The 26358-nt window shown below is 38.4% G+C and carries 24 protein-coding genes and 1 tRNA gene; 8 read left to right on the top strand and 17 right to left on the bottom strand.

Translation table 11 applies throughout. The features are described from left to right. Positions 1–402: 402 nt before the first annotated feature. Positions 403–1308 carry a nuclease-related domain-containing protein gene (locus EJN90_RS09010; RefSeq protein WP_126110484.1) on the bottom strand — a complete coding sequence of 302 codons (906 nt, stop codon included), beginning with the start codon at positions 1306–1308 and terminating at the stop codon, positions 403–405. A 125-nt stretch (positions 1309–1433) separates the two neighbouring features. Between EJN90_RS09010 and EJN90_RS09005 the strand changes: the two genes are divergently transcribed. The 3 genes from EJN90_RS09005 (at position 1434) to EJN90_RS08995 (ending at position 2996) form a co-directional block, all read left to right on the top strand. Further along, the gene (locus tag EJN90_RS09005; protein WP_126110483.1) at positions 1434–1721 is read left to right on the top strand and encodes a hypothetical protein; all 288 of its coding nucleotides are present in this window, start codon (positions 1434–1436) and stop codon (positions 1719–1721) included. Positions 1722–1826: 105 nt separating this feature from the next. Then, positions 1827–1899 (top strand) — tRNA-Arg (locus EJN90_RS09000). 380 nt (positions 1900–2279) lie between these two features. Further along, the gene (locus EJN90_RS08995; protein ID WP_126110482.1) at positions 2280–2996 is read left to right on the top strand and encodes an MBL fold metallo-hydrolase; all 717 of its coding nucleotides are present in this window, start codon (positions 2280–2282) and stop codon (positions 2994–2996) included. Between the two features lie 777 nt (positions 2997–3773). On the opposite strand, the gene lacD is transcribed toward EJN90_RS08995, so the two are convergent. From lacD to EJN90_RS08940, 11 genes are all read right to left on the bottom strand, one after another. After that, on the bottom strand, positions 3774–4772 hold the full coding sequence (gene lacD / locus EJN90_RS08990; RefSeq protein WP_227872618.1) for a tagatose-bisphosphate aldolase: 999 nt from the start codon (positions 4770–4772) through the stop codon (positions 3774–3776). Between the two features lie 5 nt (positions 4773–4777). Further along, positions 4778–5719: a hexose kinase gene (locus EJN90_RS08985; protein ID WP_126110480.1), complete on the bottom strand. Its 942-nt coding sequence runs from the start codon at positions 5717–5719 to the stop codon at positions 4778–4780. 186 nt (positions 5720–5905) lie between these two features. Then, the gene (locus EJN90_RS08980; RefSeq protein ID WP_126110479.1) at positions 5906–6940 is read right to left on the bottom strand and encodes a PTS system mannose/fructose/sorbose family transporter subunit IID; all 1035 of its coding nucleotides are present in this window, start codon (positions 6938–6940) and stop codon (positions 5906–5908) included. Next, positions 6930–7733, bottom strand: coding sequence for a PTS mannose/fructose/sorbose/N-acetylgalactosamine transporter subunit IIC (locus tag EJN90_RS08975; protein WP_126110478.1), 804 nt, complete (start codon positions 7731–7733; stop codon positions 6930–6932). The genes EJN90_RS08980 and EJN90_RS08975 overlap by 11 nt, the downstream gene beginning before the upstream one ends. Positions 7734–7761: 28 nt before the next feature. Further along, positions 7762–8238: a PTS N-acetylgalactosamine transporter subunit IIB gene (agaV, locus tag EJN90_RS08970; RefSeq protein WP_126110477.1), complete on the bottom strand. Its 477-nt coding sequence runs from the start codon at positions 8236–8238 to the stop codon at positions 7762–7764. Between the two features lie 29 nt (positions 8239–8267). Beyond that, positions 8268–8558: a preprotein translocase subunit YajC gene (gene yajC / locus EJN90_RS08965; RefSeq protein WP_126110476.1), complete on the bottom strand. Its 291-nt coding sequence runs from the start codon at positions 8556–8558 to the stop codon at positions 8268–8270. Further along, positions 8558–9001, bottom strand: coding sequence for a PTS galactosamine/N-acetylgalactosamine transporter subunit IIA (gene agaF, locus EJN90_RS08960; RefSeq protein WP_126110474.1), 444 nt, complete (start codon positions 8999–9001; stop codon positions 8558–8560). The genes yajC and agaF overlap by 1 nt, the downstream gene beginning before the upstream one ends. 13 nt (positions 9002–9014) lie before the next feature. Then, a complete protein-coding gene (nagA, locus tag EJN90_RS08955; protein WP_126110472.1) occupies positions 9015–10166 on the bottom strand; it encodes an N-acetylglucosamine-6-phosphate deacetylase in 1152 nt (383 codons plus the stop codon). 29 nt (positions 10167–10195) lie between these two features. After that, positions 10196–11368 (bottom strand): SIS domain-containing protein, encoded by a 1173-nt coding sequence (locus EJN90_RS08950; RefSeq protein WP_126110470.1) that lies wholly within the window; start codon positions 11366–11368, stop codon positions 10196–10198. 16 nt (positions 11369–11384) lie between these two features. Next, entirely contained in the window at positions 11385–12122 is a 738-nt protein-coding gene (locus EJN90_RS08945; RefSeq protein WP_322348857.1) for a GntR family transcriptional regulator, read from the bottom strand. Between the two features lie 480 nt (positions 12123–12602). After that, the gene (locus EJN90_RS08940) at positions 12603–13637 is read right to left on the bottom strand and encodes a GMP reductase (RefSeq protein ID WP_126110468.1); all 1035 of its coding nucleotides are present in this window, start codon (positions 13635–13637) and stop codon (positions 12603–12605) included. A 260-nt stretch (positions 13638–13897) separates the two neighbouring features. Here EJN90_RS08940 and EJN90_RS08935 point away from each other — a divergent pair, with 260 nt between their 5' ends. Both EJN90_RS08935 and galT read left to right on the top strand, forming a co-directional pair. Further along, positions 13898–15064, top strand: a complete 1167-nt coding sequence (locus EJN90_RS08935; RefSeq protein WP_126110466.1) for a galactokinase — start codon at positions 13898–13900, stop codon at positions 15062–15064. Then, complete coding sequence (gene galT, locus EJN90_RS08930; RefSeq protein ID WP_265415833.1) at positions 15061–16557, top strand: UDP-glucose--hexose-1-phosphate uridylyltransferase; 1497 nt, start codon at positions 15061–15063, stop codon at positions 16555–16557. Before EJN90_RS08935 ends, galT begins: the two co-directional genes overlap by 4 nt. Positions 16558–16674: 117 nt before the next feature. Here galT and EJN90_RS08925 read toward each other — a convergent pair whose 3' ends face one another. The 5 genes from EJN90_RS08925 to EJN90_RS08905 form a co-directional block, all read right to left on the bottom strand. Further along, on the bottom strand, positions 16675–17658 hold the full coding sequence (locus EJN90_RS08925; protein WP_126110464.1) for a LacI family DNA-binding transcriptional regulator: 984 nt from the start codon (positions 17656–17658) through the stop codon (positions 16675–16677). An 897-nt stretch (positions 17659–18555) separates the two neighbouring features. Then, the gene (locus EJN90_RS08920) at positions 18556–19836 is read right to left on the bottom strand and encodes a DEAD/DEAH box helicase (RefSeq protein ID WP_126110462.1); all 1281 of its coding nucleotides are present in this window, start codon (positions 19834–19836) and stop codon (positions 18556–18558) included. A gap of 18 nt (positions 19837–19854) precedes the next feature. Then, positions 19855–20856 (bottom strand): Gfo/Idh/MocA family protein, encoded by a 1002-nt coding sequence (locus EJN90_RS08915; RefSeq protein ID WP_126110460.1) that lies wholly within the window; start codon positions 20854–20856, stop codon positions 19855–19857. Positions 20857–21052: 196 nt separating this feature from the next. After that, the gene (locus tag EJN90_RS08910; RefSeq protein WP_126110458.1) at positions 21053–21919 is read right to left on the bottom strand and encodes an aldo/keto reductase; all 867 of its coding nucleotides are present in this window, start codon (positions 21917–21919) and stop codon (positions 21053–21055) included. Between the two features lie 87 nt (positions 21920–22006). Next, positions 22007–22864: a metallophosphoesterase gene (locus tag EJN90_RS08905; RefSeq protein ID WP_126110456.1), complete on the bottom strand. Its 858-nt coding sequence runs from the start codon at positions 22862–22864 to the stop codon at positions 22007–22009. A 224-nt stretch (positions 22865–23088) separates the two neighbouring features. Here EJN90_RS08905 and EJN90_RS08900 point away from each other — a divergent pair, with 224 nt between their 5' ends. The 3 genes from EJN90_RS08900 to EJN90_RS08890 all read left to right on the top strand — a co-directional run bounded on the left by EJN90_RS08900 (position 23089) and on the right by EJN90_RS08890 (position 26345). Next, a complete protein-coding gene (locus EJN90_RS08900; RefSeq protein WP_126110454.1) occupies positions 23089–24570 on the top strand; it encodes a DUF1538 domain-containing protein in 1482 nt (493 codons plus the stop codon). A gap of 1 nt (position 24571) precedes the next feature. Beyond that, the gene (locus EJN90_RS08895) at positions 24572–25249 is read left to right on the top strand and encodes a P-II family nitrogen regulator (protein ID WP_126110452.1); all 678 of its coding nucleotides are present in this window, start codon (positions 24572–24574) and stop codon (positions 25247–25249) included. 190 nt (positions 25250–25439) lie between these two features. Beyond that, positions 25440–26345 (top strand): transporter substrate-binding domain-containing protein, encoded by a 906-nt coding sequence (locus tag EJN90_RS08890; protein ID WP_126110450.1) that lies wholly within the window; start codon positions 25440–25442, stop codon positions 26343–26345. The last annotated feature ends 13 nt before the right edge of the window (positions 26346–26358 follow it).

The following is a 26358-nucleotide window of genomic DNA, read 5'->3' as shown; positions in this document are numbered from 1 at the left end:
GGTTTTTTGATAGACTAGGGGATTATAAGTTCAGCCATCAATGTCTAGCTCCCAAGTCCTGACCTAGTGAAAAAAAGATAAATTTGCCCCATTGCGCGCTTCGCTGCTCGCTAACGCATATCATTCGACTAACCCGCTGAAACGTGAAGTCTCCTGACAATTCAGGGTCAAATTTCCTATTTTTTCATAGGCCAAGGCGGACTTGTCCGCTTTTCTTATTGGTTTTATAATTCAATGCTTTTATCAGGTAAAAGCAGTGCTCAAAATCGATTCTTTCCTTGATAAAAATAGTTTATCAGATAAAGGTTCGGCTTTAAGAGCGAGCTTTCCTTGATAAACAAGATATATCAAGGAAAGACAATCATAAAAGAGCCTACTTTCCTTGATAAAAGTTTTCTGTCCTTAAACATAATAAGTTGCTTTATTTTTCCCTATAGCTTGGAAGTTTTTCTTTAAGCAATACTTTATTCTATCTAATTTTATCTCTTCTCCACACCATCTATAAATCTGGCTAGTAGTTATTTTTTCCTCAGAAAATAAAATTCTATACTCTTCTACCGCTTCCAAAATACGCTGTATCATTATTTGTTGGTAGCTGCATTTTCTGCATGTGTATTTTCTTCTTCCGTACTCCAAATCAAACGAAAAACATTTTTTGCAATACAATCCCTTCTTCAAATCTTCAAAGGTATATGGAGGCAGCTCTTTATAAGGGTATTCCAGAACATGCTCTTCATGTAAAACTTGGATGATACGTTCTTGATTCTTTACTTTACAGCAAGTAGATTTTTGTATGTTATCGATGTGTTCGTGAATTTGGCTCGGTAAAATAAAAGATGGAATCTCAGGAAGGTTGTAAAGCGTGAATTCAGAATTGATAAAGATAATATATCCCTCGATTTGTAGATTTATCCCACGTGCTTTAAAAATCTCTCTGAGCCGATTCTTGGTTTTAACTAACTGATTTAAAGGATTATCTGGTTGATATTCTTTTTTGGAAGAAAAAAACTCCTCACCATAAAAATAGGAACCAGAAAATCCTTTAATTTCGTAAATAAAAGCAATATTCTCTTGGATAATCAATGAATCAATTTGAAAATAACGTTGTCCTGATTTAAACGTTAAATCATTAAAAACCATACAGTCATCTACCTTCCCATTGATTAACTTATCGTATAGGCACTCTTTCTCATAACCCTTTCTCAATGAAAAATAATAGTATTTGTCTTCGGGTTTTAGCTTCATCCTGCAGAATAACGACTCCATCATTATTAAATTTGTTGGTCTAGTGCGTTTTTTATAAATCATGTAAATCCCCCTTGTCCTCTCTTGCTAATAACATACGCAAAAATCTGTTTTATCTTTATTTTTCTTTCAGAGAGCCTTGCGGTATAATAAAAATGAATAAAAGGGAGAAAGATGGGTGAAATCAATTGGAAAAAAATACGGCTAGAAAAGCGTTAGAAAATATGAACCCGGATCCAGAAAAAGAATCTCCTCGCCGAAGCTGGATGTATATTTTTATTGGCATTATCTTAATTTTTGGGTTGACTTTTATTTTTCAACAGCTAAACGATTCCCCTAACGAAACGATTGATCCGTATAGTTTTGACCAATTAAAGGACCAAGTCCAAAGTATGCGTCAACAGCTTGATCAATTAGAAAAACAAAATTCTGCTCTTGAAGGACGCATCGAAGAATTGGAATCGTTAATTGAATAATCACCAGAAAGGAACCTTCATACTTTGTAAAGGTTCCTTTTAAATTTATTTTATTAAACGAAACTAGACATTGAACCCATTTTATGAAATAATAAATAATGTTTTGGTCCCGTAGCTCAGTGGATAGAGCACTCGTTTCCTAAACGAGGTGTCGGAAGTTCAATTCTTCTCGGGACTGTATAAAGCTTGCTATAAAAAGGCTACAAGTCTATTAAGGAAAAACTCTAACATCCTCAATTGAGGATGTTTTTTCATAGACTAGGGGATTATAAGTTCAGCCATCAATGTCTAGCTCCCAAGTCCTGACCTAGTGAAAAAAAGATAAATTTGCCCCATTTCGCGCTTCGCTGCTCGCTAACGCATATCATTCGACTAACCCGCTGAAGCGTGAAGTCTCCTGACAATTCAGGGTCAAATTTCCTATTTTTTCATAGGCCAAGGCAGACTTGTCCGCTTTTCTTATGTGTAAAATCTTTCCAAGGGTTTTTGTTTGACACTTTATTTACCATAGTTGTATTATTGTTTCTTAATAACTAATAATAGAGAGGTCGTGAATGAATGCTTCAAATGGAATCCTTTGAAAACGTCATACAAATTACGATTGAAAAAGAAAATAACTTATTTTTAGTAAAAGAAAACGATGGTTTTATACTGATAGATACAACGGTTGCATCAGATCAAATTGAAGAAGTAATTGAATTTATTCAAACTTCTGGGCTTCCTCTAAAGGCAATTGCAATTACGCATAGTCATGATGATCATTTGGATGGTTTTCCACAATTTCAAAAAGCTTTTCCAAATGCACCTGTTTATTTCCCAGAACGGGAGTATCAACTTATTTTGAAAAAAGAGTTGCTGCCTTCTGATAAACAAGTACCATTGAAAGAAGGGATTCCTGATTCACTTCCTTTCACGCCAGATTTGTTACTCAAAAGTGGAGATAAGGTTGGAGAGCTGGAAGTTCTATTTACTCCAGGACATACACCTGGTCATATTTGTTTCTTCCATCCAACACTTCGTTATTTATTAGTTGGTGACGTCTTGCAAACATTAGGAGGAGCTGCAATTTGTGGTGTGCATCGTGATGCATTTCCAAAACCAGCCCGCTTAAATTGGGATTTAGAACAGAGCATTCATGTAGTCGAGGATTTCTTAACATTAAACCCGACCTATGTCGGAACAGGTCATGGCGAAGTGATGCAAGATCCAATGAGCATTCTGCCAAAAACCATTGCAGAAGCAAAATCACTTGTGAACCTGTCTCAACCGCATTAATATAAAATAAATACGAAAGCAGCTACCCTATTTCAGAGTAGCTGCTCTTTTTATTTGACTAACTTTTCAGATCCTTACTCTATCATATGGTAGGTAGTACGTTGATTTTGTCAGGGGATCATAAAGATGAACTTTTTATTTAATTTGTTAATGAGGATCCATATGAAAGAAATAATTCTCAGTCTGTCCGAACCTAACAAGTGCTTTCTGCAACTGAACAATTTAAACATCCTCTACTGTATTATTCCTACTTTTTAAACACTTGTTTAAAAAGTAGGGGCAAGCCAGGATTTGCTTACGACTACATTATACTACCTCTCTTACATTTATGCGACTACTCTTTTTGTGAAAAAAACTTTTAACAAGAAGTTATATTGTTTAAATTTAGAGATATTTACGGTATATTATCATTAATTTGAAATAAAATTCTTGTTTTTTTAATCAATCTCTCATTATTTAAAATATAACTCAATAAAAAAAGATTGTTCTTCTAATTCCCAAATTAGGCAATTTAACACTAGTAAAAACTTTAAAAATCAGATTCATTCTTTTATATAACATTATTTATTGCATTTTTAGTTTAAAAATAAACATTTTAATATAATACGTTTAAAATCATTTGTTTTTTATTTTGCCAAATTGACAATTTTTAAACATAAATGAACTTCGCTTGAGACACTATTCAATTTGTAAACTTTTGTTTAAATTGACAATTTATGATTAAAAAGTCCCAGATTTTCTTAACTTTCCATTATTAAGAAAATCTGGGACTTTTTGTTATTTGATTGTGACTTTATCTGTCCAAGGATGGGCAGATTCGGCCACCGCTTGGTTTAGTTCTTCAATGTTGTTGCGTCCTTCCGTTTCTAACCATTCTTGCACAGCTTCTTTTCCATCGCGTGCATAGATCGCCACGGAATCCTTCCAGGTTGCACGGCCGCATAACACACCATTAAAGGTGGAACCGGCTTCCCTCGCAAAGCGGACAGTATCTTGGAACAACTGAGCGGATACGCCAGCGCTCAGGAAAATGAACGGCAGATGCGTTGCTTCCGATTGGTCTTGGAAGTGTCGCAAGGCTTCCTCACGAGAATATACGGTCTCTCCCTCCGTAAATCCTTCCACATAATTCATGTTGACCGGCACTTCCATCTTCAGTACATCCACGCCGTAGCGTTCTTCGGAGAAGATACGCATTGATTCATTCACTTTATGCGGTTTTACTTGAGCGTATTTTGCAGATTTTACGTCATCGTCAGTGGCATCATAAGTCACGATCTCCAGGAAGAAAGGAATGTCTTCTGCCATGCATTCGGATCCGACGCGTTCCACGAAGGCATGTTTCTGGTCATTGATGTCGTCACTCTCATCCACATCGTAGTAGAGTAGGATTTTCACAGCATCAGCGCCCAGTTCCTTGATGCGTTTGGCAGACCAATTTGGTAACAAGTCCGGCAGGCGTCCCACTTCCGTTGCATCGTAGCCCGTCTTTTCATAGGCGACGATCAGCCCAGCATCTGTAGCGCGTGCTTCCGCGGCTGGAAGGCCATATTCCGGATCCAGCAGGATCGACGAAGCATAAGGGGTCAACCCTTGGGAAATCTCGATTTTAAAATTAAGAATTCCCTCGTCCCCCACCTCTTGCGAACTATTGTCCGCAATCATTTTTTTCAGTGAGCCGCGTTGGTCGATTGCCAACGCATTGATACGCTTGTTCGAATCCGATAGTTTTTCTAGATATTCATATTTTTTCTTTGAAATTTTTAACATAGTTATGCTCCTTATTGTTTTGTTACTTGGACTTGGTCATAATAACCATCAAAAAGATTGGGGTTTACAGAACCTGTACTCTCTTCCATGGTGTTTAACATCCCAGCTGTCATAGCCGATTTGAGTAATTCAGCCGGCAACAGCCGCTCATCGAGCGCTTTCGCAATGCCAGCGACTGTGGCATCCCCCGATCCGACCGGGTTCACTACTTTTATGGCAGGTATTTCTACTAAATAAAAATCCTGTTTATACTTGGCAAAAGCTCCCTTGCTTCCCATTGAAACGATAACCCATTCGCAGTTCTGGTAGCGAGGGGACTGGAGGATTTCTTTCCAGTCTTCCGGGTTGTCGGACAAAGCCTGCCCCTCGATTGCACTTAATTCATCTCGATTCGGCTTGATTGCCGCCAGTTTTATGGTTGGATCATCCAGTATGCTTTGCAGGGTACTTCCCGATGTATCCAAAATTACCAGGATTCCTTGTTGATTTGCTATGGAAATAATTTTTCTATAGACATCGGCTGTCAATCCTTTTGGCAAACTTCCAGAAATACTTAATACAGATACTTTAGAATTTCTCAGCAGCTCTTCAAAATGTTTAAGAAATCCCCTACTCTCCTCTTCTGTTAAATTTGGTCCAGACTCTAGTATCTCTGTTTGTCTGCCCTCATGGAGAATAGCAATACAGTTTCGGGACTCCTGATCTATCTTGTAAAAATCATGTTTGATATCATCCGCTGTAAGCTGGTTGGTAATAAAGGTACCGATCGTTCCACCCAGAACTCCAGTTGCAGTAACATCCATTCCAAGCATATGAGCAACGCGAGTTACATTTAGTCCTTTCCCACCGGCTGTCTTGCTAGCTTGTTCAACACGGTTGACATCATCCAGTAAAAATGAATCCAGTTGATAAGAAATATCGACGGAAGGATTCATGGTTACAGTTAACAACATTTGTTTTCACCACCTCATTTGTAATCCTTTTATTGTATTGCGGCGTATCCGCATCCCCAAAGACTGAATACTCCCTTTTAAAAAGCAGAAGCGAAACTGCTTTGCGTAAAATGTTCGGAAGGGTATGCTCCTCTTTTCATTTTTTCGTTTCACAAGTTCGCTTCTGTTACTGTTGTTGTTAAAAAATTACCAAATTGATGGCCAAATTCCAAAACCGGATCCAATCAATCCTAAGATTAGCAAGAAACCAATTGCCTTTAAAGGTGTCCAATTACGTTTAATAAACATAAAGTATAGTAACAATGTCAATGTTAAAGGTATCAATTGCGGTAAAATACCATCCAGAATTTCTTGAATATTGATCAATACGGGAACTTCATCATATTCATTATAAGTAAGTTCAATTTGACCGCTGGATAATTCGCGAATTTCTGTTCCTTCTGCTAGTTTTGGTTGTCCTTCTTCCATAACTAGCGTGCCGCTTTCATCGTATTCATAAATCTGCTCATCGTAATTCGAGAGCGCATCTTCATCTATGATCATCGTTACTGGAACAGGATCAAAAGTCGTTCCATTTGGAATGTTTACGTTTACAGAAGTTGCTCCGTATAAGCTAGTTAACGATCCAACTACAAAGATTCCCAAAATACTTGCAGCGCGGGTAAATTCCTTTGCATTTGCTGTCAGAACACCGATTGCTTCCGTACCCATTCTGTAAGACCAATGCATCAAGATGTAACGAACCAAAAACTGAGCGACGTTAAAAATGATCAGAAAGATAAATGGTGCAGCAATGTTACCTGTTAAAGCCATATTCGAAGTAATACCTGCCGTAATCGGTACAAGCGTAAACCAGAATAAGGCATCTCCAATACCACCTAACGGACCCATCGCGGCAACCCGTACAGCACGAATCATTGGAATTTCTGATTTGTTTTGTTCAAGTGACAACACAATCCCCATTACGAATGTTACTAAGAATGGATGGGTATTAAAGAACTCCAAGTTATGTGACATCGACGTAGCTAAATCATCTTTATCGTCGTGAATTTTTTCTAGACCAGGAAGAATACCGTACAGCCAGCCTCCAGCCTGCATCCGCTCATAGTTAAAGGAAGCCTGCAAGAACAATGAACGCCAAACCATTTTATTCAAGGTTTTCTTATCAAGTTGAGCGGAAGGTGTTTGATTTTTATATGTATCAGGAATATTAAATGCCATCTTCGTAGTCACCTCCATCTACGTTAACTGAAGCAGTTTTGAATTTGGTCTGAACTTGGAAATCCCAGTAAGCAAAAGCAAAGCCTACTAAAGCAAGTAATAAGAGTGCAGAACCTGACAGCCCTGGAATTCCGGCTACGATGTTTGCTAACGCAAAGCCCATAAAGTAGAAGCCCCACATCTCGCGAGAAACCATTACTTTTAATAAAATTGCGAAACCGACATAACGCATCATTCCACCAGCAGCACTCAAGCCGCCCATTAACCAGTCAGGAATACTTTCAACAACTGTTCTACCAAACGTTGCTCCCCCAACAAAGAATAATGTAACGATGACACCAAAGATAAGTCCGAGTCCAGCCATGGCTGCATAGTTCATCCGTTCGATCTTTTTCGGATCCCCTTCGTGCGCTGCTTTATCGGCATAAGCCATAACAGGTGACATCAATGAAAATATCAAGGTTACGCCATATTGTCCTAATAATGAGAATGGTACAGCTGTTGCTACAGCTACTGTTGGACTTAATCCCAGTGTGATAGCAAGAACGGTTGCCATGATACCACCAATAACAGCATTAGGTGGTTGAGCACCTCCAACCGGCATATTTCCAATCGTCATTAATTGGTAGGTACCCCCTACAATTAGACCAGTCGTAACATCTCCCAAGATTGCTCCGATTACAGGTCCCATTACAATTGGTTGGTATAAAGATTCCAAGAAACTAAATTGGTCAATCGCAGCAATAAAGGTTACTGCGAAGACGAGGATAACTTGAATTATATTTACATCCATTACTTTTTACTCCTCTCGAAAACCAATATTAACTAAATAATTTCGACACATCTTCCTTTTGCATTGAAGGTACGCGTCTGATTTCTAACTCAACGCCCTTCTCTTGCAACTTACGAAAAGCTTCAACATCGGCTTCGTCAACCGCTACGGAAGTAGCAACCTGTCTCTTCCCTTCTGACATGTGCATATTTCCGATGTTGACTTTCTTGATTGGTACACCTCCTTCGACTAGTTTTAAAACGTCAATCGGATTTTCACAAATGATAAAAATCTTTTGACGGTCGGCTGCTTTATCAATTATTTCAATGGTCTTTTCCAATGTGAAGTAACGAGTCGCTACTCCGCTGGGTGCGGCCATATCCATCAGATTCTGTCTCATTTTATCTCCCGCAACTTTATCGTTCGCTACTAAAATCAGATTCGATCCAACAGAAGAATTCCATTGGGTAGCGACTTGTCCGTGGATGAGACGGTTATCAATACGTGTAAGTAATATATTCGGCATAGTAAGTTCCCCTTTCACTTCATAAACACTTATTTTTTAACAATTTCTGAAATCGCATAACGAGATACTGTCATGATGGCACCTGATTTTACTTGGATATCAACTGTATCTTTTTCAACAGATTGAACGAGTCCGTATATACCATTACTGAAAATAACGGCTTGTCCTTTCGCTAATGAGTTATGTAAATCCTCGAAATGCGTTTTTCTAGATGACATTCCTTTTTTGCTTATAAAATAGTAAACGATTACAATCAGGATAATCAAAACAATTAATACAACTGAAGATGCCAGGACCGCTGTCCAAAAAGAACTACTCATTAAATCCCCTCCATTTCATCTTCCTCTGTTGGTTCATCCGATGAAATGTTCAATTGTGGATTTTGGATTCCTTCTTTTCCAGTTTCGATTGCTTTTTTTGCTAACGCTTGGACATCATCTTCAAATGTTCGTAATAAACCAATTTCGATTAACATCGGTAAGTTCGTTCCTGTCAGTACTTCCACATTTTCATATGGTGCCGCTGCTACCATAGCGCTGCGAAAAGGAGTTCCTCCTAACAAGTCACTAAAGATCAGTACCCCTTCTGTTTCTTTTACCAGCGTCTCAATTGCTTGTTGTAAATTATTTTCAAAGCTTTCAAGCGGCTCTTCTTCTTGAAATGCCACAACTTGAAATTGTTCTTGTTTCCCTGCAATCATTTCGACTGCACGTGTCAGGCCCGGTGCAAATTCACCGTGGCCTGTTACGATACATCCAATCATTTAAATACCTCCCTTATTTTTGATAAGCAATTTCTCCGTTTAAATATGTTTTTTCCAACTTTAATTGATTATCTAACACGATGAAATCAGCAGCATATCCTTCTTTAATTTGTCCACATACGTCATCGATACCTACACTTTGTGCCGGCACAATACTTGCCATTTTTATCGCTTCTTCTGGCGTCGCAATTCCCCAATGAACAACATTTTGAACAGCTTCAATCAATTCCAATACACTGCCTGCCAAACTACCACTAGATTTCAAACGAGCAGCACCATCTTTAATAATCACTTCGAACTCTCCGAGTGTAGATTCTCCATCACCGATTCCGCCGCCACGCATACAGTCGGTCACGAACATGGTCTTGTCGCGTCCATGAGCATCCATCACAATTCCTGCAGAAACAGGATGTACATGATGACCATCACAAATCAATTCTGAAAAAGCTTCCTTCAAACTGATTGCCGCTCCAACTACACCCGGTTCTCTATGGTGCAATCCCCGCATTCCATTAAATGTATGTACGAAGATATTCGCTCCATGCTCAACGGCAGCTTTACATTGATCATAAGTTGCATCCGTATGAGCAATGGCAGTATAAACATCGTTCTCTTTTGCGTAATTAATGAATTCCAATGTTCCTTCTCGCTCTGGTGCAATGGCAATTTTTTTGACTTGCCCTTTTGCAAGCTCCTGCCATTTAGCTAATTTTTCAATGGATGGATCACCCATATATTTTGGATTTTGCGCCCCTTTGTACACTTCACTGAAAAATGGTCCTTCTAAGAAAATTCCTTGAATTTTTGCTCCACGAATGGTTGCTGCATTTTCGCCAATGGTTTGACACACATCATTCAATTGTTCAGTAGAAGCAGTCAAGGTCGTAGGCAAGAAAGATGTTACGCCTCCTTGAAGAATTCCTTCTGCAATCACATTTAATCCTTCTACATCATTGTCCATGACATCGTGTCCCTTGAACCCATGAATGTGGGTATCTACCAGCCCCGGTGCGATTTGTTTACCACTATAGTCAATGACTTCTGCGTCTTCGCTTGGCTTTTCTGTCGTAAACCTGCCAAATGTACCATGAGAAATCTCCAAATACCCTGGCCCTTCCGTTTTTTCTGGCAAATAAAATGTATCTGCATAAATATATTTATTCATTTATTCACTTCTTTTCTTAGATTTATGATTTATTCCGGTAAATTTTCGTGGATGATAACGCCCTTCACTACACGATTCACTGTTCCTGTCGGACTAGGATTATCGGGTTTATTTTCCACCTTAAGAGCTGTTAACAAGGAAACAACTTGGCCAAATACAGTGTAAGGCAAGGCTAAGTATGCATCTGGCAGCTCTTGGTACTTCGTATCGAACGAAAAACTCGTTCCTGAAAAGTTGTTCTCTTGAGAAACTTCAATACTATAAACCGTATTGGCAATTTTGTCTGCATTTAACTCTTCCAACATATCCAAGTCATATTGGCGCGTATACTCATCATTTGAAACAAATAGAAATGCGAGTGATTTTTCGTCAATGAATGATTTCGGGCCATGACGGAATCCTAATGATGTGTCAAAAGCAGTTGCTACTTTCCCGGCTGTCAGCTCTAATATTTTCAATTGTACTTCGCGAGATACTCCTGCAAGCGGACCTGATCCAAGATAAATCACACGGTTATAATCTTGGTCGACAACCTCTTGGATTTCTTCTTCACGGTCTAGTATTTGTTTCGCCATCTCAATCATATCTTTAACATGCGCCGCTTTTTTCTCGATTGATAATGGATCAAAAACGAGTGTGGCTGTTAGCGTCATACAAGTAAAGCTCCCTGTCATCGCAAAACCTTGGTCATTAGATTTTTCTGGCATCAACAACAGTAAATTGCTGGAATCTCCCGCCGCTTTTTGTGCCAACTTTCCTTCAGGCGCACAGGTAATTGTGATTTGATAAAAATTATCCACTAATTTTTGACCCAATTGAACACTTGCAAGACTTTCTGGACTATTTCCGCTGCGAGCAAATGACACTAAAAGCGTTGGGATTTCTTTTTTGAAGTAACTCTTTGGGTTTGAAACAATATTTGTGGTTGGAACTGCTTGAAAATCAAATGCCGTTTCATCAGCAACCTCTTTTAAATAAGGTAAAACTGTGTCGCCTACATAAGCAGAACTCCCCGCACCGGTAAAGATAACTCTTGTCCGTGAATGATTTTCTTTTATTTTGTTGATAAAATCTTGAATCCGTTCTGTCTCATTTTGGTAATAATCCAATGCTTCTTGCCATAATTCTGGCTGTTGTTTGATTTCTCTGACCGTTATCTCTGCACCTAATTTTTCTAATTCTTCAGTTGTTAGTTGAAACATCAATAAAAGCCTCCTCTTATTTTTTCACATGACGGATCTTATATGTAAACTGATCGCCACGAGCAACACTTATTGTATATTCAATTATTTTATTATCTTGATTATAGGTTGTTCGATAAATCCGTAAGCAAGCCGAGCCCACAGGAACATCTAATTGATCAGCTTCTTTTTTTTGAGCAACAGATGCAAAAAATTCTTCATCCGCGTATTTAATTTCTTGTTTATATGTCTTTGGATATAGTTCATACAGGGGCATGCTTTCTAACTGTGATAGTGTCAGTCCTTGAAAATAATTTGTCGGTATAAAGGTTGTCTCTACCATCATTTTCATTCCATCCGCACTGCGCAGCCGCCTTAATTTATAAACATCATCTCCTGGATTAATCCCTAAATTATCTGCGATGTAAGGAATTGCGTGAACTGTCTCAAAGCTCACAATATCGGTTGTTGGTTTTTTTCCTAGTTTTTTCATCTGTTCCGTAAAACTATATGATTCAGCTAAGTCCTTCATTTCTTTCCAAAGCCCTGAAACAAAAGTCCCTTTTCCGTGCCGTTTATAAATAAATCCCATCTCTTCCAGTTCATTTAGCGCTGCTCGAACAGTTGTACGACTTACATCGTATTTTACGCAAATTTCTCTCTCAGACAGCATTTTTTCATCGATATCCAAAGTCGTTTTTATATAATCCATCAAAACTGTTACAAGTTGATTATATAAAGGAGTCGAGCTATTTTTTTTTAGCAATCCCTTCACCTCTTTTCTGTATAAGAATGACTTGTTTTCTACTTGTCACTACTTGTCATTACCAGTTCATATATATCTTAATGGTTGCGGTTTCATTTGTCAAAGGTAGACTTTGCGGATTGGAAATATTTAGATAATGATTAGGTTGCAGTAACAATGATTAAGGGGGTTTTTGTTTTATATTGACTTGTTTTATTAGTTTACATTTTATATTTTCTCAAAAAACATCCTTAAGAAAAGCAGTATTTAGTCGAACGCATTTGTCAGGTAAAGTCTTCTTTTTTATACTCCTCTTTCCTTGATAACTATCATTTATCAAGGAAAGAGGGGGATAAAATTTCCTGTTTCCCCTGATAAGCAGTTCCCTTCTTCCATATTAAAAGGTGCTGATGAATCGATTTGATTCACCAACACCATAAATTATAGAACTTTTATAAGAGTAGATAAAAAGCCAAAATTTTCATTTTGGCTTTTTCACGTTTTTCATTTTTATAAAATTGTGTCGCCTTCACCGTAAGAGGTTCTGCCTGCTTCGATGATTGCTTGATTGGAGCTGTCTCCGTTATAAATGGAATTTTTAACTAATACATAGTCACATTTACGGATACCTGCAATGTCTTTCCCACCAGCATATGAAATGGAAGATTGTAAATCTTCATGCATTTCTTGAAGTGTATCAACAATTGTACCGCGGAATGGTGTAAGGATTTTCTTACCTTCCACATTCTTACGTTGTCCTTTTTGATATTCAGAAGCACTTCCGAAATATTCTTTGAATAATTGACCATTAATTTCTTTTACTTCACCAGGCGATTCGGTGTGACCTGCAAAAAGTGAGCCGATCATCACCATAGTTGCACCAAAACGGATTGATTTCGCAATATCTCCATTTGTTCGGATACCACCGTCTGCAATGATTGGTTTACGTGCTGCTTTTGAACACCAGTTAACTGCTGCTAATTGCCAGCCGCCTGTACCAAAGCCTGTTTTAATTTTTGTTGTACATACTTTACCTGGTCCAATTCCAACTTTCGTTGCATCTGCACCAGCATTTTCTAATTCACGAACGCCTTCTGGAGTACCAACATTTCCAGCAATCAGGAAAGTAGATGGCATGATTTTTTTCACATGTTTAATCATTTTGATTACTTGATCTGAATGACCATGTGCCACATCAATGGTTATGTATTCCGGAATTAAGTCTTTTTCAACCAATTCTTCTACAAATCCAAACTCAGCATCTTTAATACCTAAACTGATTGACGCGAATAATCCTTTTCCATGCATTTTTTCGATGAATGGTATACGTGCTGCTTCGTCGAAACGATGCATAATATAGAAGTATCCATTTTCAGCTAGTTTTTCAGCTAGCTCTTCATCGAGAATTGTCTGCATGTTAGCAGGAACCACAGGCATCTTAAAAGTGCGTCCACCTAACTCCACAGAGGTGTCGCATTCTGAACGACTTTGCACGATACTCTTATTGGGTATCAGTTGTACGTCTTCATAATCAAATATTTTCATTTTATAAATTCCTTTCTGTTAGTGCACCACCAGTGATGGCTTTACACAGATATCAGAACCCGAACGATTGAAGTAGTTTAGCTATTCAATGTCCTGTCCCTGTAGTACTTTACACTAAACACCCTCCTTTGTCAAAGTTACTTCCTTTTTTTAGGGATAAAAACACTAAGTTAATTTTTTACTAATTTTTTTACTTAACTATTGTGTTTTTCCTTTACAACGCTTACAATAGAAGAAAATAAAGAAGAGGAGTGTTAATTATGGAACAATTAAAAAATTTAAAAGAAGCATTTCAAGGTCATTTTCAAACAACTGCAACTCATTCATTTTTTTCGCCGGGGAGAATCAACCTAATTGGCGAACATACAGATTATAATGGCGGTCATGTCTTTCCTTGCCCTATTACATTAGGAACTTATGCAGTTGTCGCAAAAAACAATACAGGGAGCGTACGTTTATTTTCCGAAAACTTTCCGGAAACAGGAGTAATCACCTTCCAGTTAGATGATTTGGCTTTTCGTAAAGAAGATTCTTGGGCAAATTATGTCAAAGGTATGGCGAAATATTTAAAAGAAGATGGCCATAAAATCGAAGAAGGACTGGATATTCTAATCGAAGGAAATATTCCAAACGCTTCTGGTCTTTCTTCCTCGGCTTCACTTGAATTATTAGCGGGTATTATTTTCGAAACTATGGCTGATTTAAAGCTGGACCGCTTAGATTTAGTAAAAACTGGAAAAAGAGTGGAAAATGAATTTTTTGGCTTAAATTCAGGTATCATGGATCAGTTTGCTGTGGGAATCGGCGAAAAGGACTATGCCCTCTTGCTGGATACAAATACATTAAAATACGAAAAAATCCCGGTTAAGTTGGATCAGTATGTCATTGTAATTATGAATACGAAAAAACGCCGCGAATTAGTGGATTCAAAATATAACGAACGTTTAGAGGAATGCCAGCAAGCTTTGGCTGAATTACAAACGGTTGTCGACATCAGTTCATTAGGCGAATTGGATGAGGAGACTTTTGAGAAACATAAAAATGTTCTTTCTTCTGATACATTAGTAAGACGAGCTCGACATGCTGTAACAGAGAATCAACGTACTTTAATTGCTGCTGACAAATTGAAAGCTGGCGATTTACAAGCATTTGGAAAATTATTGAATGACTCACACATTTCTTTGCGTGACGATTACGAAGTGACTGGAACGGAATTAGATACATTGGTTGAAGCAGCTTGGGAGCAAGAGGGTCTTTTAGGTGCTCGCATGACGGGGGCTGGCTTTGGTGGATGCGCGATTGCAATTGTTGAACAAACACATACAGATGAATTTATTGCATCTGTTGGAGAAAAATATGAAGCTGCTATTGGTTATCCAGCTGAATTTTATATTGCTGAAATTGGGGACGGTGCTACTGAATTATGAAAATAACAATTGATCAAGCGATTCATGATTTTTTGGAAATTGCGATACAAAAAGGGTATGTGCATCCACTTGATCGAATTCTGAAGCAAAATCAGTTATTAGCGCTTTTGAATATGAACGAGTTTGATACATCAATCACTTCGAGTGAGCCTGCCCTTCTATCTGAAGCAAAAAAACTATTGCCTGTATTTATCGAATATGCTACGAGCAATGATATTATAGAAGACAATCAGACGGAAAAAGAAATATTTAGTGCAAAATTGATGTCTTTATTCACGCCTGATACTTCTATATTAAATCAAACTTTTTGGCAGCATTATACTGGCGTTGGGCCAGAATATGCGACACAGTATTTTTACGAGTTAAGTAAAGATAATGATTATATTCAAACAGAAGCGATTGCTAAAAACATTGAATTTAACTCTTCATCTCCGTATGGAACCTTGGAATTGACAATTAACCTTTCCAAGCCGGAAAAAGATCCAAAGGCAATCGCCGCAGCCAAAACAAGTGCAGCTTCCAGCTATCCAAAATGCCAACTCTGTTTAGAAAATGAAGGCTATGCTGGTCATTTACAACATCCTGCACGTTCAAATCATCGAATTGTACGTTTTCCGTTGAATAATGAAACTTGGGGATTGCAATATTCACCATATGCGTACTATCAAGAGCATTGTATTTTCTTATCAGAAGAACATCGCCCAATGAAGATTAACGGAAGAACTTTTGAAAATCTTTTTTCGATTGTGGAACAGTTTCCTCATTATTTTGTTGGATCAAATGCTGATTTACCAATTGTTGGTGGTTCGATTTTATCCCATGATCATTACCAAGGAGGCAATTATAGCTTCCCTATGGACAAAGCCCCTCTTATCGACACATTTGTTTTAGATGAGTTTTCTGGTGTGGATTTTGGCATTGTGAATTGGCCTTTATCCGTTATTCGCATGACAGCCAATGACAAAACTGCCCTAGAGAGAGCGGCCGTATATATTTTGGAAAAATGGCGCGGGTATAGTGATCCTGATGCGGATATTTTAGCTTTTACAAAAAATATTCCCCATAATACGATCACCCCCATTGCTCGTCGAGATGGAGAGGCGTTCGTATGTGATCTAGTGTTGCGAAATAATCGTACAACAGAAGAACATCCAGATGGGTTGTTCCATCCGCATGCAGATGTGCAACATATTAAGAAAGAAAACATCGGATTAATAGAGGTAATGGGTCTGGCGATTTTACCGCCACGATTGAAAGAAGAACTTGAAGAAGTTGAAAAATATTTACTCGGCGAAGAGAACTCAATCCAACCAATGCATTTAACATGGGCTAGAAAAGTTGCGGAATCAAATACAATTACAAAAGAAACCGTTAAAGAAACTGTAGAAACAGCTGTCGGACACGTTTTCCAGCGTGTATTAGAAGACGCTGGCGTATACAAGCTAACAGATGAAGGTTTAGCTGCATTCAAAAGATTCATTAGCGTGCTATAGCATATAGAAAAATCCTCTTACTCGCTTTTTAAAGTGAGTAGGAGGATTTTTTTAATCTAGATTTATTTAATAAATTCGTTGAGAATCTGCTGCACTTTTTCCAATAAATGATATTGATCAGCCAGAATCCCGCTCCATCAGTGTGGTTGAGAGCGAAACTTTTTTTGAAATCGTTCTTTCTGACTGCATACGATCCAATAATAAATCAATTCCTGTAGCACCAAGCGTTTCAGTTTCTACTTTTACAGTTGTTAGAGATGGATAGATATAGCGGGCAACATTGCTATCATTGAATCCAATGATGCTAACTTTTTCAGGCACTGAGATATTGGAGTCTTGCAGCTCGCGCATTGCGCCAATGGCAATCGAGTCATTTGCAGCAAAAAAAACAGCTGGTAATTCTTTCCCACATTCTTCAATCGCTTGCTTCATCATCTCTTGACCTGATTGAGTGGAAAAACTCCCTGTGTAAAAATACTTTTCATCATATCTTTTCAACAATTGTAAACTTTGGCGGAATAGTCTTTCACGAGGATCTTCTAGTTTGTGTGTGCGATCTTGTGTGTACTCCTGTCCACCTAAAAAGCCAATTGTTTCATAGCCTTTCAAGACAATATAGTCGATGACCGATTGAACAGCATATGCGAAATCTACTACTACACTATCTTCGCCCAAGTTCATTTGATCAGAATCAATAAAACAAAGTGGTTTTTCAAATGTTTTTAAATGATGAACTTGCTTAGAACTAAATTTTCCAATGGCACAAATGCCTTCTATTTCATCATCAATTTTAGCCGGAACTTCATGAAATGCTTTTACGATTTCTAAATTTTGTTCCTCTGCCCTTTTTTCAACAGCTAATCGAATCGATTGATAATATAAGTCGTCCAGCTCTTCTTCAGGACTGTACCATTGAATTAATAATATTTTTCGTTTTATCAATGTCTTCTTTGTTTTTTTATATTGCAATTGATCTGCAATTTTCAAAATTCTTTGACGCGTCTCCTCTCCAACCGACAAAGTCGCATCGTCGTTCAACACTCTCGAAACTGTTGCAGTAGAGACTTTTGCGCGCTCTGCAATATCCTTTAAAGTTGCCATAAAACCCTCTCTTTCTAGCTAGGTAAATATTTACTAATTTTTTATTAGTATACGTTTTATCAGTTGATTCGTCAACAATCCTGTAGACAAAAAATGTGGCTAAGTTAGCCTTGCCCTGTGGAAAACAAGGAATTTTGCTTGGAGAGCAATCCTTATACTATCCTAGTAAAATGCGCCGAATTATTAATGCGACGCGTTTTATGGTTTTTCTGCATGATTTCGTCTAGTAGGAATCTTTCTAGCGTTCACTGGAAGAGAATAACAGTGAATCACATCCAGTGGGTCCTGCTCAAGTCTCCACTAGACGAGAATCGGTATTTATCTCATCGAGTGAGGACCGACCTTACTGCTCACTGGATGGGATTACGGAAATAGCTCCATGTGTTTGAAGATTTCCTGCTTACACTTAGCGATTTTATACTGCGCATTCCTGAGAGACAGGCTTGGACTGCTAAACATTCATAGCTTATAGAATTCTACTCTATAAGAAAAGCGGACAAGTCCGCCTTGACCTATGAAAAAATAGGAAATTTGACCCTGAATTGTCAGGAGACTTCACGCTTCAGCGTGTTAGTCGAATGATATGCGTTAGCGAGCAGCGAAGCGCGCAATGGGGCAAATTTATCTTTTTTTCACTAGGTCAGGACTTGGGAGCTAGACATTGATGGCTGAACTTATAATCCCCTAGTCTATAAGAAAAGCGGACAAGTCCGCCTTGGCCTATGAAAAAATAGGAAATTTGACCCTGAATGAGCAGCGAAGCGCGCAATGGGGCAAATTTATCTTTTTTTCATTAGGTCAGGACTTGGGAGCTAAACATTGATGGCTGAACTTATAATCCCCTAGTCTACAAAAAAGGCCAGGAATATTCTCCCGACCTTTCAAAAATTTATAGTTTTATTTCTTTCTTGCACCTTTATTTTTCTGATCGCGGGTGCGGTTTTTCTTTTTTGCTTTTTTCACTTCTTTTTGTGGTTCAGTCGCAACAAAATTTGGTTTTACTTCTTTAGTTGTTGCTCTTGGTGACCTTTTCACTACTTCCTCATGCTGCTCTTCACTTTTAGGCAATTCCGTAACGACTTTCCCTCCGTACAGGAACACCTCTTTAAAGTCATCTGATTTTGGAACAAACTTTTTCACATCTCGTAAACTACGTTCATTCACTAAGGAAAGAACCGTTCCTTTTTTGCCCATACGTCCTGTTCTACCAGAACGATGCAAGTAAACTTCCTGTGTCAGTGGTAAGTCGTAATTGATCACATAGGGTAAATCCTCGATATCCATTCCGCGAGCGGTAACGTCCGTTGTTAAAAGGAAGGTTGCGCTGCCTTTGCGGAACTCCTCTAAAGATTTTTTCCGTTGATTCGTGCTGAAATCACTATGCATTACACGAACCGGAACTTTTTCAAAGTGCATTTTTTCGGCAAGATAGTCTAATTCCTGAACAGAGTTTACAAACACTAGAGCTTGCATATCTTTCACATGACCCAACCGACGTAGCATTTCTGCTCGTTTTCGGTTTTCAGCAAGAATATAGCGATGCGCTGTCTGGTCCATCATTCTGCCTTCTTTTTCTGCATCCAGATAGAGCGGATCTGTATTGAACCATCTGCTGACATTTTGCACTTCCTCGCTGCTTGTTGCAGAGAAAAAGGCAAGCTGTCGTTGTCCAGGCATTTTTTTTATTAACTCTCGCAATGTGCTCAAGTGTTCTTGATGCAACAGATAATCGGCTTCATCTAAAACAACTGCTTTCACTTGATGCAACTTCAGCTTTCGTTGGGAAGCGAGTTCCATCAACCTGCCAGGAGTCCCCACAATCACTTCAGGTTTTTCTTTTAATTTTTCAATTTGCCGTTTTACGTTAGCTCCTCCGATAATGGTTTGGACCTTCAAATCAAGCAAGGAAGCCCACTCGGTAATCACCCGGCCTACTTGGACTCCTAACTCTTGTGACGGGGTTAAAACAATTAATTGAATCCCTTGACCTTTTTCTACTCTTTCTAATAACGGTAATGCATAAGCTAAAGTTTTTCCTGTTCCAGTCGGAGACAATCCTACGACATCTTTTCCTTCGCGCAAAGGTTCAAATGCATACTCTTGAATAGGCGTAGGCAGTTGAAACCGTAATCCTTTCCAATAGCGTTGGAAGTTTGTGTCCATTTTCTCGATCATCATTTTTTATGACCATCTCCTTTATTTTTCGGTATCTGCGTCAAAAAAGATACCTGCTTGTTTTCTTAATTTTTCAATCCAGTAAGAAACGTCGTGACTTAGTTTTTTCCATGATTGATATTTTTCTTGATTTTCTTTACTTTCCGGATGGTTTATCACTTCCGCAAATGCTCTTGCTTCATCCAGCATCAAGTGTTCCGGTGGTTGAACTGCCAACTGTACATTTTCACTTGCGTCATCATGCAATTCGATGGAAGAAATCACACTTACGCCATCCATCAACAAGGTCTTTTTCCCACTGTGCACTTCAGACTGCGCAAATAAATTGGAAATTTTAGAAACATGTAAAATCGCATCATAATAAGGATAGTGTAAAATGATGGTTCCAGCTCCGTCTACGCCTGTATGAACTTTCTTAGGGAAATACTCCCCTGACTCCGGTTCGCCAAACCAGCTGATTGCTGCATAAATCAAATAAACACCTAAATCCATCAATGCGCCGCCTGAAAAACGCAAGGAAAATATATTTGGTTCCTCCCCTGCCAATACCTGATCATAGCGGGAAGAATACTTTCCGAAATGAAGAATGGCACTATCAATTTCTTCTAGCTTAGCAACCTCATTTTTGATAATTTGAAAATTAGAATCATGAATATGACGTGCTGCTTCAAATAAAAACAAACCTTTTTCTTCAGCTAACTGAAAAGCTTCTTCCCATTCTACCATGTTTGAAAATGCTGGTTTTTCAACAATTACATGCTTACCTTTATGTAGTGCAGCGATGGTTTGAGAAAAATGAAGACTGTTTGGGGATGCAATATAGACGACATCAAAATCCTTGCAGGACAAGAACTCTTCTAAATTATCGAAAAACAATTCTGCCCCATACACATTTCCAAAACTTTCTGCCTTAAAAAGAGTACGACTATAAACAGATTTTATTTGATATTCTTTTGACATGACTAACGCTTTTGCAAATTCATGGGCAATACTGCTGGTACCAACTATTCCTATTCCAAGCATGTTCATTCCTCCATTTATCTCTAAAATGATCTTGCAACTATTCCTTGTCTTCTACATTCTACTACACTTTCTTCATCGTTTAAAAGCTTTCATTTAGAAAAAGTTGTTGATCATGATTTCTTCGAAAAAAAGATTAATTAAAATACGGTACCAGCAATATATACTGGCACCGCAATTCCTTTCTTATAAACCTTTATTATCTGCGAGAACCATGGCGTTTATTTTGATTATTTCCACTTTTATCTTTCGCCACTGCTTTCTTCTCGTCTATATTATTTAAAACAGTGATGTCTTCATCCGTTAGCTCAAAATCAAAAATTTCTAAATTCTCTTTCATCCGTTCATCATGACTTGTTTTGGGAATGGGAACAACATCACGATCAACACACCATTTTAAAGCTATTTGAGCCGGAGTCTTATCATATTTATTCCCAATAGCAGCTAAATGTTTATTCTTGTTCACCTTGCCTGCACCGAGCGGACTGTAACCAACCGTAACGATATTGTTGCGGTAACAAAAATCATCCAAGTCTGCGTTCATATTACTCGGATTTACCGGAATTTGATTGACGGCCGGACGAATTCTACCTTCTTTAATCAACTCATTCAGCTCACCCCGATTAAAGTTTGAAACACCGATACTGCGAACCCTTCCAGAATCAGCTAAATCTTCCAATGCTTTCCATGTATCCAAATTTTTCCCTTCTTCAGAACTCGGCCAATGAATCAGGTACAAATCAATATAATCCAATCCCAATCGATCGAAACTTCGATCAAAAGCATCGGTTGCTTCTTGGTATCCCATCTCATCTTTCCAAGCTTTGGAAACAACAAAAATATCTTCACGAGAAATTCCAGCATTAATCGCTTTATTAATTCCTCGACCAACGCCTTCTTCATTTTTGTACCAACTTGCAGTATCGATCAAACGATAGCCGCGCATTATTGCTTTAAAAACTAATTCTTCTGCATCTCGGTCCGATATTCCTGAAGTTCCAAACCCAATTCCAGGAATCGTGTATCCATCATTAAGCGGCAAACGATCCATCAAACTTTTTACCATAGATTTCACACTCCTTCACTTGTTTCCCTCATTCTACCTTTTTATAAAGGTTAATACAAAGAAAAGTTATGCGCTTTCACCGTTCAGTTACTTTTTGTGAAGTGTGACAAAAACCACTTCAGGACGGTTATTTATCCTAAACGGAAAATGAGACGGACCTGTGCCTCGGCTGATTACTAGTTTTTTCGAAGGATCTTCTGCTAATGCATGGATGCCGCTTGTATGCTTGGGCATCCGCCCTTGACCGGGCGCAAACAAACCACCGACTGATGGTATACGAATTTGCCCGCCATGCGCGTGACCAGAAAAAGTAATATCGGGAGATTTCGTTTTATCTTGATGATATTTTTCGAAATATTCTGGATGATGTGCCAGCAGTAAACGTGTTTGCCCTGCCCAATCTGAACGGATGGTTATTTTTTTCAGTAAATCTCGTCTCTGTTTTTGTATGATTGATTCAGGTTCTGCTGCTCCCATGATAACGATTGGCTTGCGATCTGGTGCCATCACCGTATAAGCTTCATCTTCTAGCAAAGTAACACCGGATTTCCGATAAACATCCGGAATGTACTCAGCTAAAGGAGATTTCAAATCATGATTTCCATGTACTGCGTAAATGGGAGATATCTCGCTTAACTTTTTCAAAAACTGAACCGTCTCTTCCATATGAAATGGATGTGCCGCATCAAACTGATCGCCCGTTAAAAATATAAAATCTGGATTTTCCTCTTTTATTTCACTTACTAATTTTTTTAAATCAACTTGCGTATTGGGTAAATGTAAGTCTGAGAGATGCGCTATTTTTAAACCCTCGTTCTCTCTCGCTAATGCTTCCACTGAAATTCTGTAATATGTTTTTTGCAGCCAAGTGTTCTGTAAATACAAATAACCGGCAAAGCCACCCGCTGTCAGTACACCTTTTATTAATTTTCTTTTAAAGTTCATTATTTTTCCACTCCAAATCTATTTTGGATTTCACTCATGTTTCTTCTTATATTACTGTTAATTGTACTTTTTGAACTTGTTTTCGTCAAAATTTAAACTTTTCTTGAAGTTTTATCCCATATATTGACCAATCCTGTTACTGTTCATCGTTTTTTTATTATGTTATACTTAAGTGTATCAGCATATTTAGTATAATATCATGCTATTTTGAAAGGAGATAAGTTATGGAAATATTTATCGAAAAGGTAAAAGAGGTCTTGCAAGCGGTTTTGCCTATTACGTTTTTAGTAATCATTTTACACCTCACACTCACGCCCCTTCCTGGAATTGAATTTCCTCGCTTCTTAATGGGTGCTTTTATCATTATATTAGGGTTATCGATTTTCTTATTTGGAGTTGACATCGGGATTACTCCAATTGGTAATTTTTTGGGTAGAGGAATCGCTAGAAGCAACAGTTTGAAATTTGTTCTCGTCATGGGGCTGTTTCTAGGTTTCTTTATTTCAATCGCTGAACCAGATTTGATTATATTAGCCAACCAAGTAAGCGAGGTAACTAGTGATGCTATACCGAGCATGGTTCTGCTCGTTGTGGTTTCGATTGGGATTGGAATCTTGATGACCACGGGGTTATTCCGCATTGTTTATCAGTTTCCGCTGAATAAATCATTTACCATTATTTACGGTCTTATTCTTGTTCTCTCCGTTTTTAGTACAACAGATTTATTCGCAATTGCTTTTGACGCTTCCGGTGCAACAACGGGAGCACTCACCGTTCCCTTCATGTTAGCCTTAGCTATGGGGGTTTCTTCCTTAAACCACAATTCAAAAGCGAGTGAAGAAGATAGTTTTGGACTGGTTGGAGTTGCATCAAGTGGTGCTATTCTCGGTGTTTTAGTATTAGGTCTATTCACTGGAGAGAGAGGGTTAACAGGGGAATTGGTTGTAAATGCAACTGAATATACTTCCTGGATCAAACCGTTTACTGACGTTGTTCCTCATCTCGCACTCGAGACCCTTATATCTATCGCTCCAATTTTCGCCATTTTTATTGGTTACCAATTATTAGCGAAGAAAAAACTCTCCGTTCAAGAATTTAAACAAGCTTTGTTGGGGATAGTTTATCTATACATCGGTCTTGTGCTCTTCTTGACAGGTGTAAATGCTGGTTTCTTAAATGTTGGACGACAAATCGGTATGATGATTGGTGATTTAGAAAGCCAAATTCCAGTTCTGGTTGTTGGACTATTATTAGGATTAGTTGTTATATTAGCAGAACCAGCCGTATATGTTCTGACACATCAAATCGAGGATGTAACCCACGGCTCCGTTAAACGCAGCATTGTCCTGATATTTCTTTCCATTGGTGTTGGACTGGCAGTGTTCCTTTCCGTTCTTCGTATTATTGTTCCTGCTATCCAATTGTGGCATTATCTATTGCCTGGTTTTGCTTTATCGATCTGGTTATCCTACAAGGTACCAAGTTTATTCGTCGGCATGGCGTTTGATGCTGGCGGAGTCGCTTCCGGGCCGATGACCGCTACTTTCATCCTTGCATTCATTCAAGGTGTTGCTGAAATCACTCCTGGAGCAAATGTTCTTTTAGATGGCTTTGGAATGATAGCAATGGTTGCCATGATGCCGATTGTTTCGTTACAATTACTTGGAGCACTTTATCAACGTAAATCAAAAAAGGAGGCCGTCTAGATTGAGTGAACAGCCTATTAAAAAACCATATTTTGATATCATCATTGCCATTGTAAATATTGGTAAAGCAAGTAAAGTTTTAGCGGAAGCGAAAAAAATAGGAATTACTGGCGGGACTATCACACTCGGACTGGGTACAGTAAACAGCGGTTTGTTGCGAAAACTCGGGCTGCATGAAGTTCGAAAAGAAGTTCTTATGATGGTAAGTGAACGGAAAAACACAGTCAAAACGATTGATCACATTCATGAAACTTTCCATCTGGATCAACCAAACAAAGGAATTATTTTTTCCACGCCACTTTCAATTGTAGTAGGAACTCATGGTGAGAAATTGGGTCTTCATGAAACAGACCCAATTGAAGAAGCCACTCATGAGCTTTTCATTTCCATTGTGCCAGAAGAGGACGGCGATACTGTGGTCAATGCAGTTAAATCTGCTGGCGGCGCAGGTGGGACTATTCTATACGGTCTCGGTGCCTTTGCTGAAACAGTCATCAAAGTCTTTGGTATTGAAATCAGCTCTGAAAAAGCAGTTGTTCTTAATCTGGTAGATAAAAGTATTGCTGATCAAGTAGAACATGCTCTTGAAGAAAATATCAACTACTCAGATAAGGATTCCGGTCTTTTATTCAGTATAGATGCCCAACATGTTCGCGGCATTTACGAAAGAGATTTATAAACGTTTTTTAGACAGCCCCCTATGCGATGAATTTAATCCATAGGGGGCTGTTTATGCTAAAAATATACTTGTCAATTTTTTTAAAACAGTTTTTTGTATCTGTTTCAATATCATGGTAAAATAAGATTGCATTCATCCTGAAAGCGTGCTATGGTTAAAGACATATAAAAGCTTTGGAGGGGAAATGAAAATGTTTAACTTTAATAAAAAGTTGTTATTAAGCGGTTTGTCTGTTTTTTCAGCATTGACTTTAGCTGCTTGTGGGAATACAAATACAGATACCGACTCTGATGAAACAGTCGGATCCAAAACTACTGATACAGATGTAACAGAGACAGCTTGGGATCGTATTGAAGAGGCCGGTGTATTAAAAGTAGCTACTTCTGGCACTCTTTTCCCAAGTTCGTACCACGGGGATGACAACGAATTAACTGGTTATGAAGTAGAGGTTGTCAAAGAAGTTGCTGATCGTCTCGGTTTAGAAGTTGAATTCATGGAGATGGGTGTAGACGGAATTCTGACAGCTGTTCAAAGTGGTCAAGTTGATGCTGCAGCAAATGGATTTGACATTACAGAAGCTCGTCTAGAAGATTATAATTTCTCCGAACCTTTTAAATACTCTTTTGGCGGACTCGTTGTACGTGAAGAAGATAATTCTGGAATCGAAACCATGGAAGATTGGGAAGGCAAAAAGGCAGCGGGTGGAGCAACAACTGTTTACATGGCTCTAGCAAGACAACTCGGTGCAGAACCCGTAACTTATGATAATGCGACCAATGACGTTTTCTTCCGCGATGTAGCAAGCGGACGTACAGATTTCATTCCAAATGATTTTTATGTTTCAAATACTGCTGTACAATTCTATGCGGACTTAGGTGTAAAAATGTCAGATTTGTATTACAATCCAAGCGAACAAGCAATTGTTCTAAGTAAAGATGATACTTCTGTAAAAGAAAAAATTGATCCGATTTTAGCGGAATTAGCTGAAGAAGGAGTACTTACTGAACTTTCAAAAGAATTCTTCGGAGGAGAAGATGTTTCGAAAGAACTTGATAATGTCGATGATTTACCAGTTATCGAGATTGAAGAACAGTAACGAGCTGAAATTT

The organism is Jeotgalibaca ciconiae (assembly GCF_003955755.1).
Classification (GTDB): Bacteria; Bacillota; Bacilli; order Lactobacillales; family Aerococcaceae; genus Jeotgalibaca; species Jeotgalibaca ciconiae.
The sequence above is the reverse complement of the archived record's forward strand: the minus strand, read 5'-3'. Positions and strand labels throughout refer to the sequence as shown.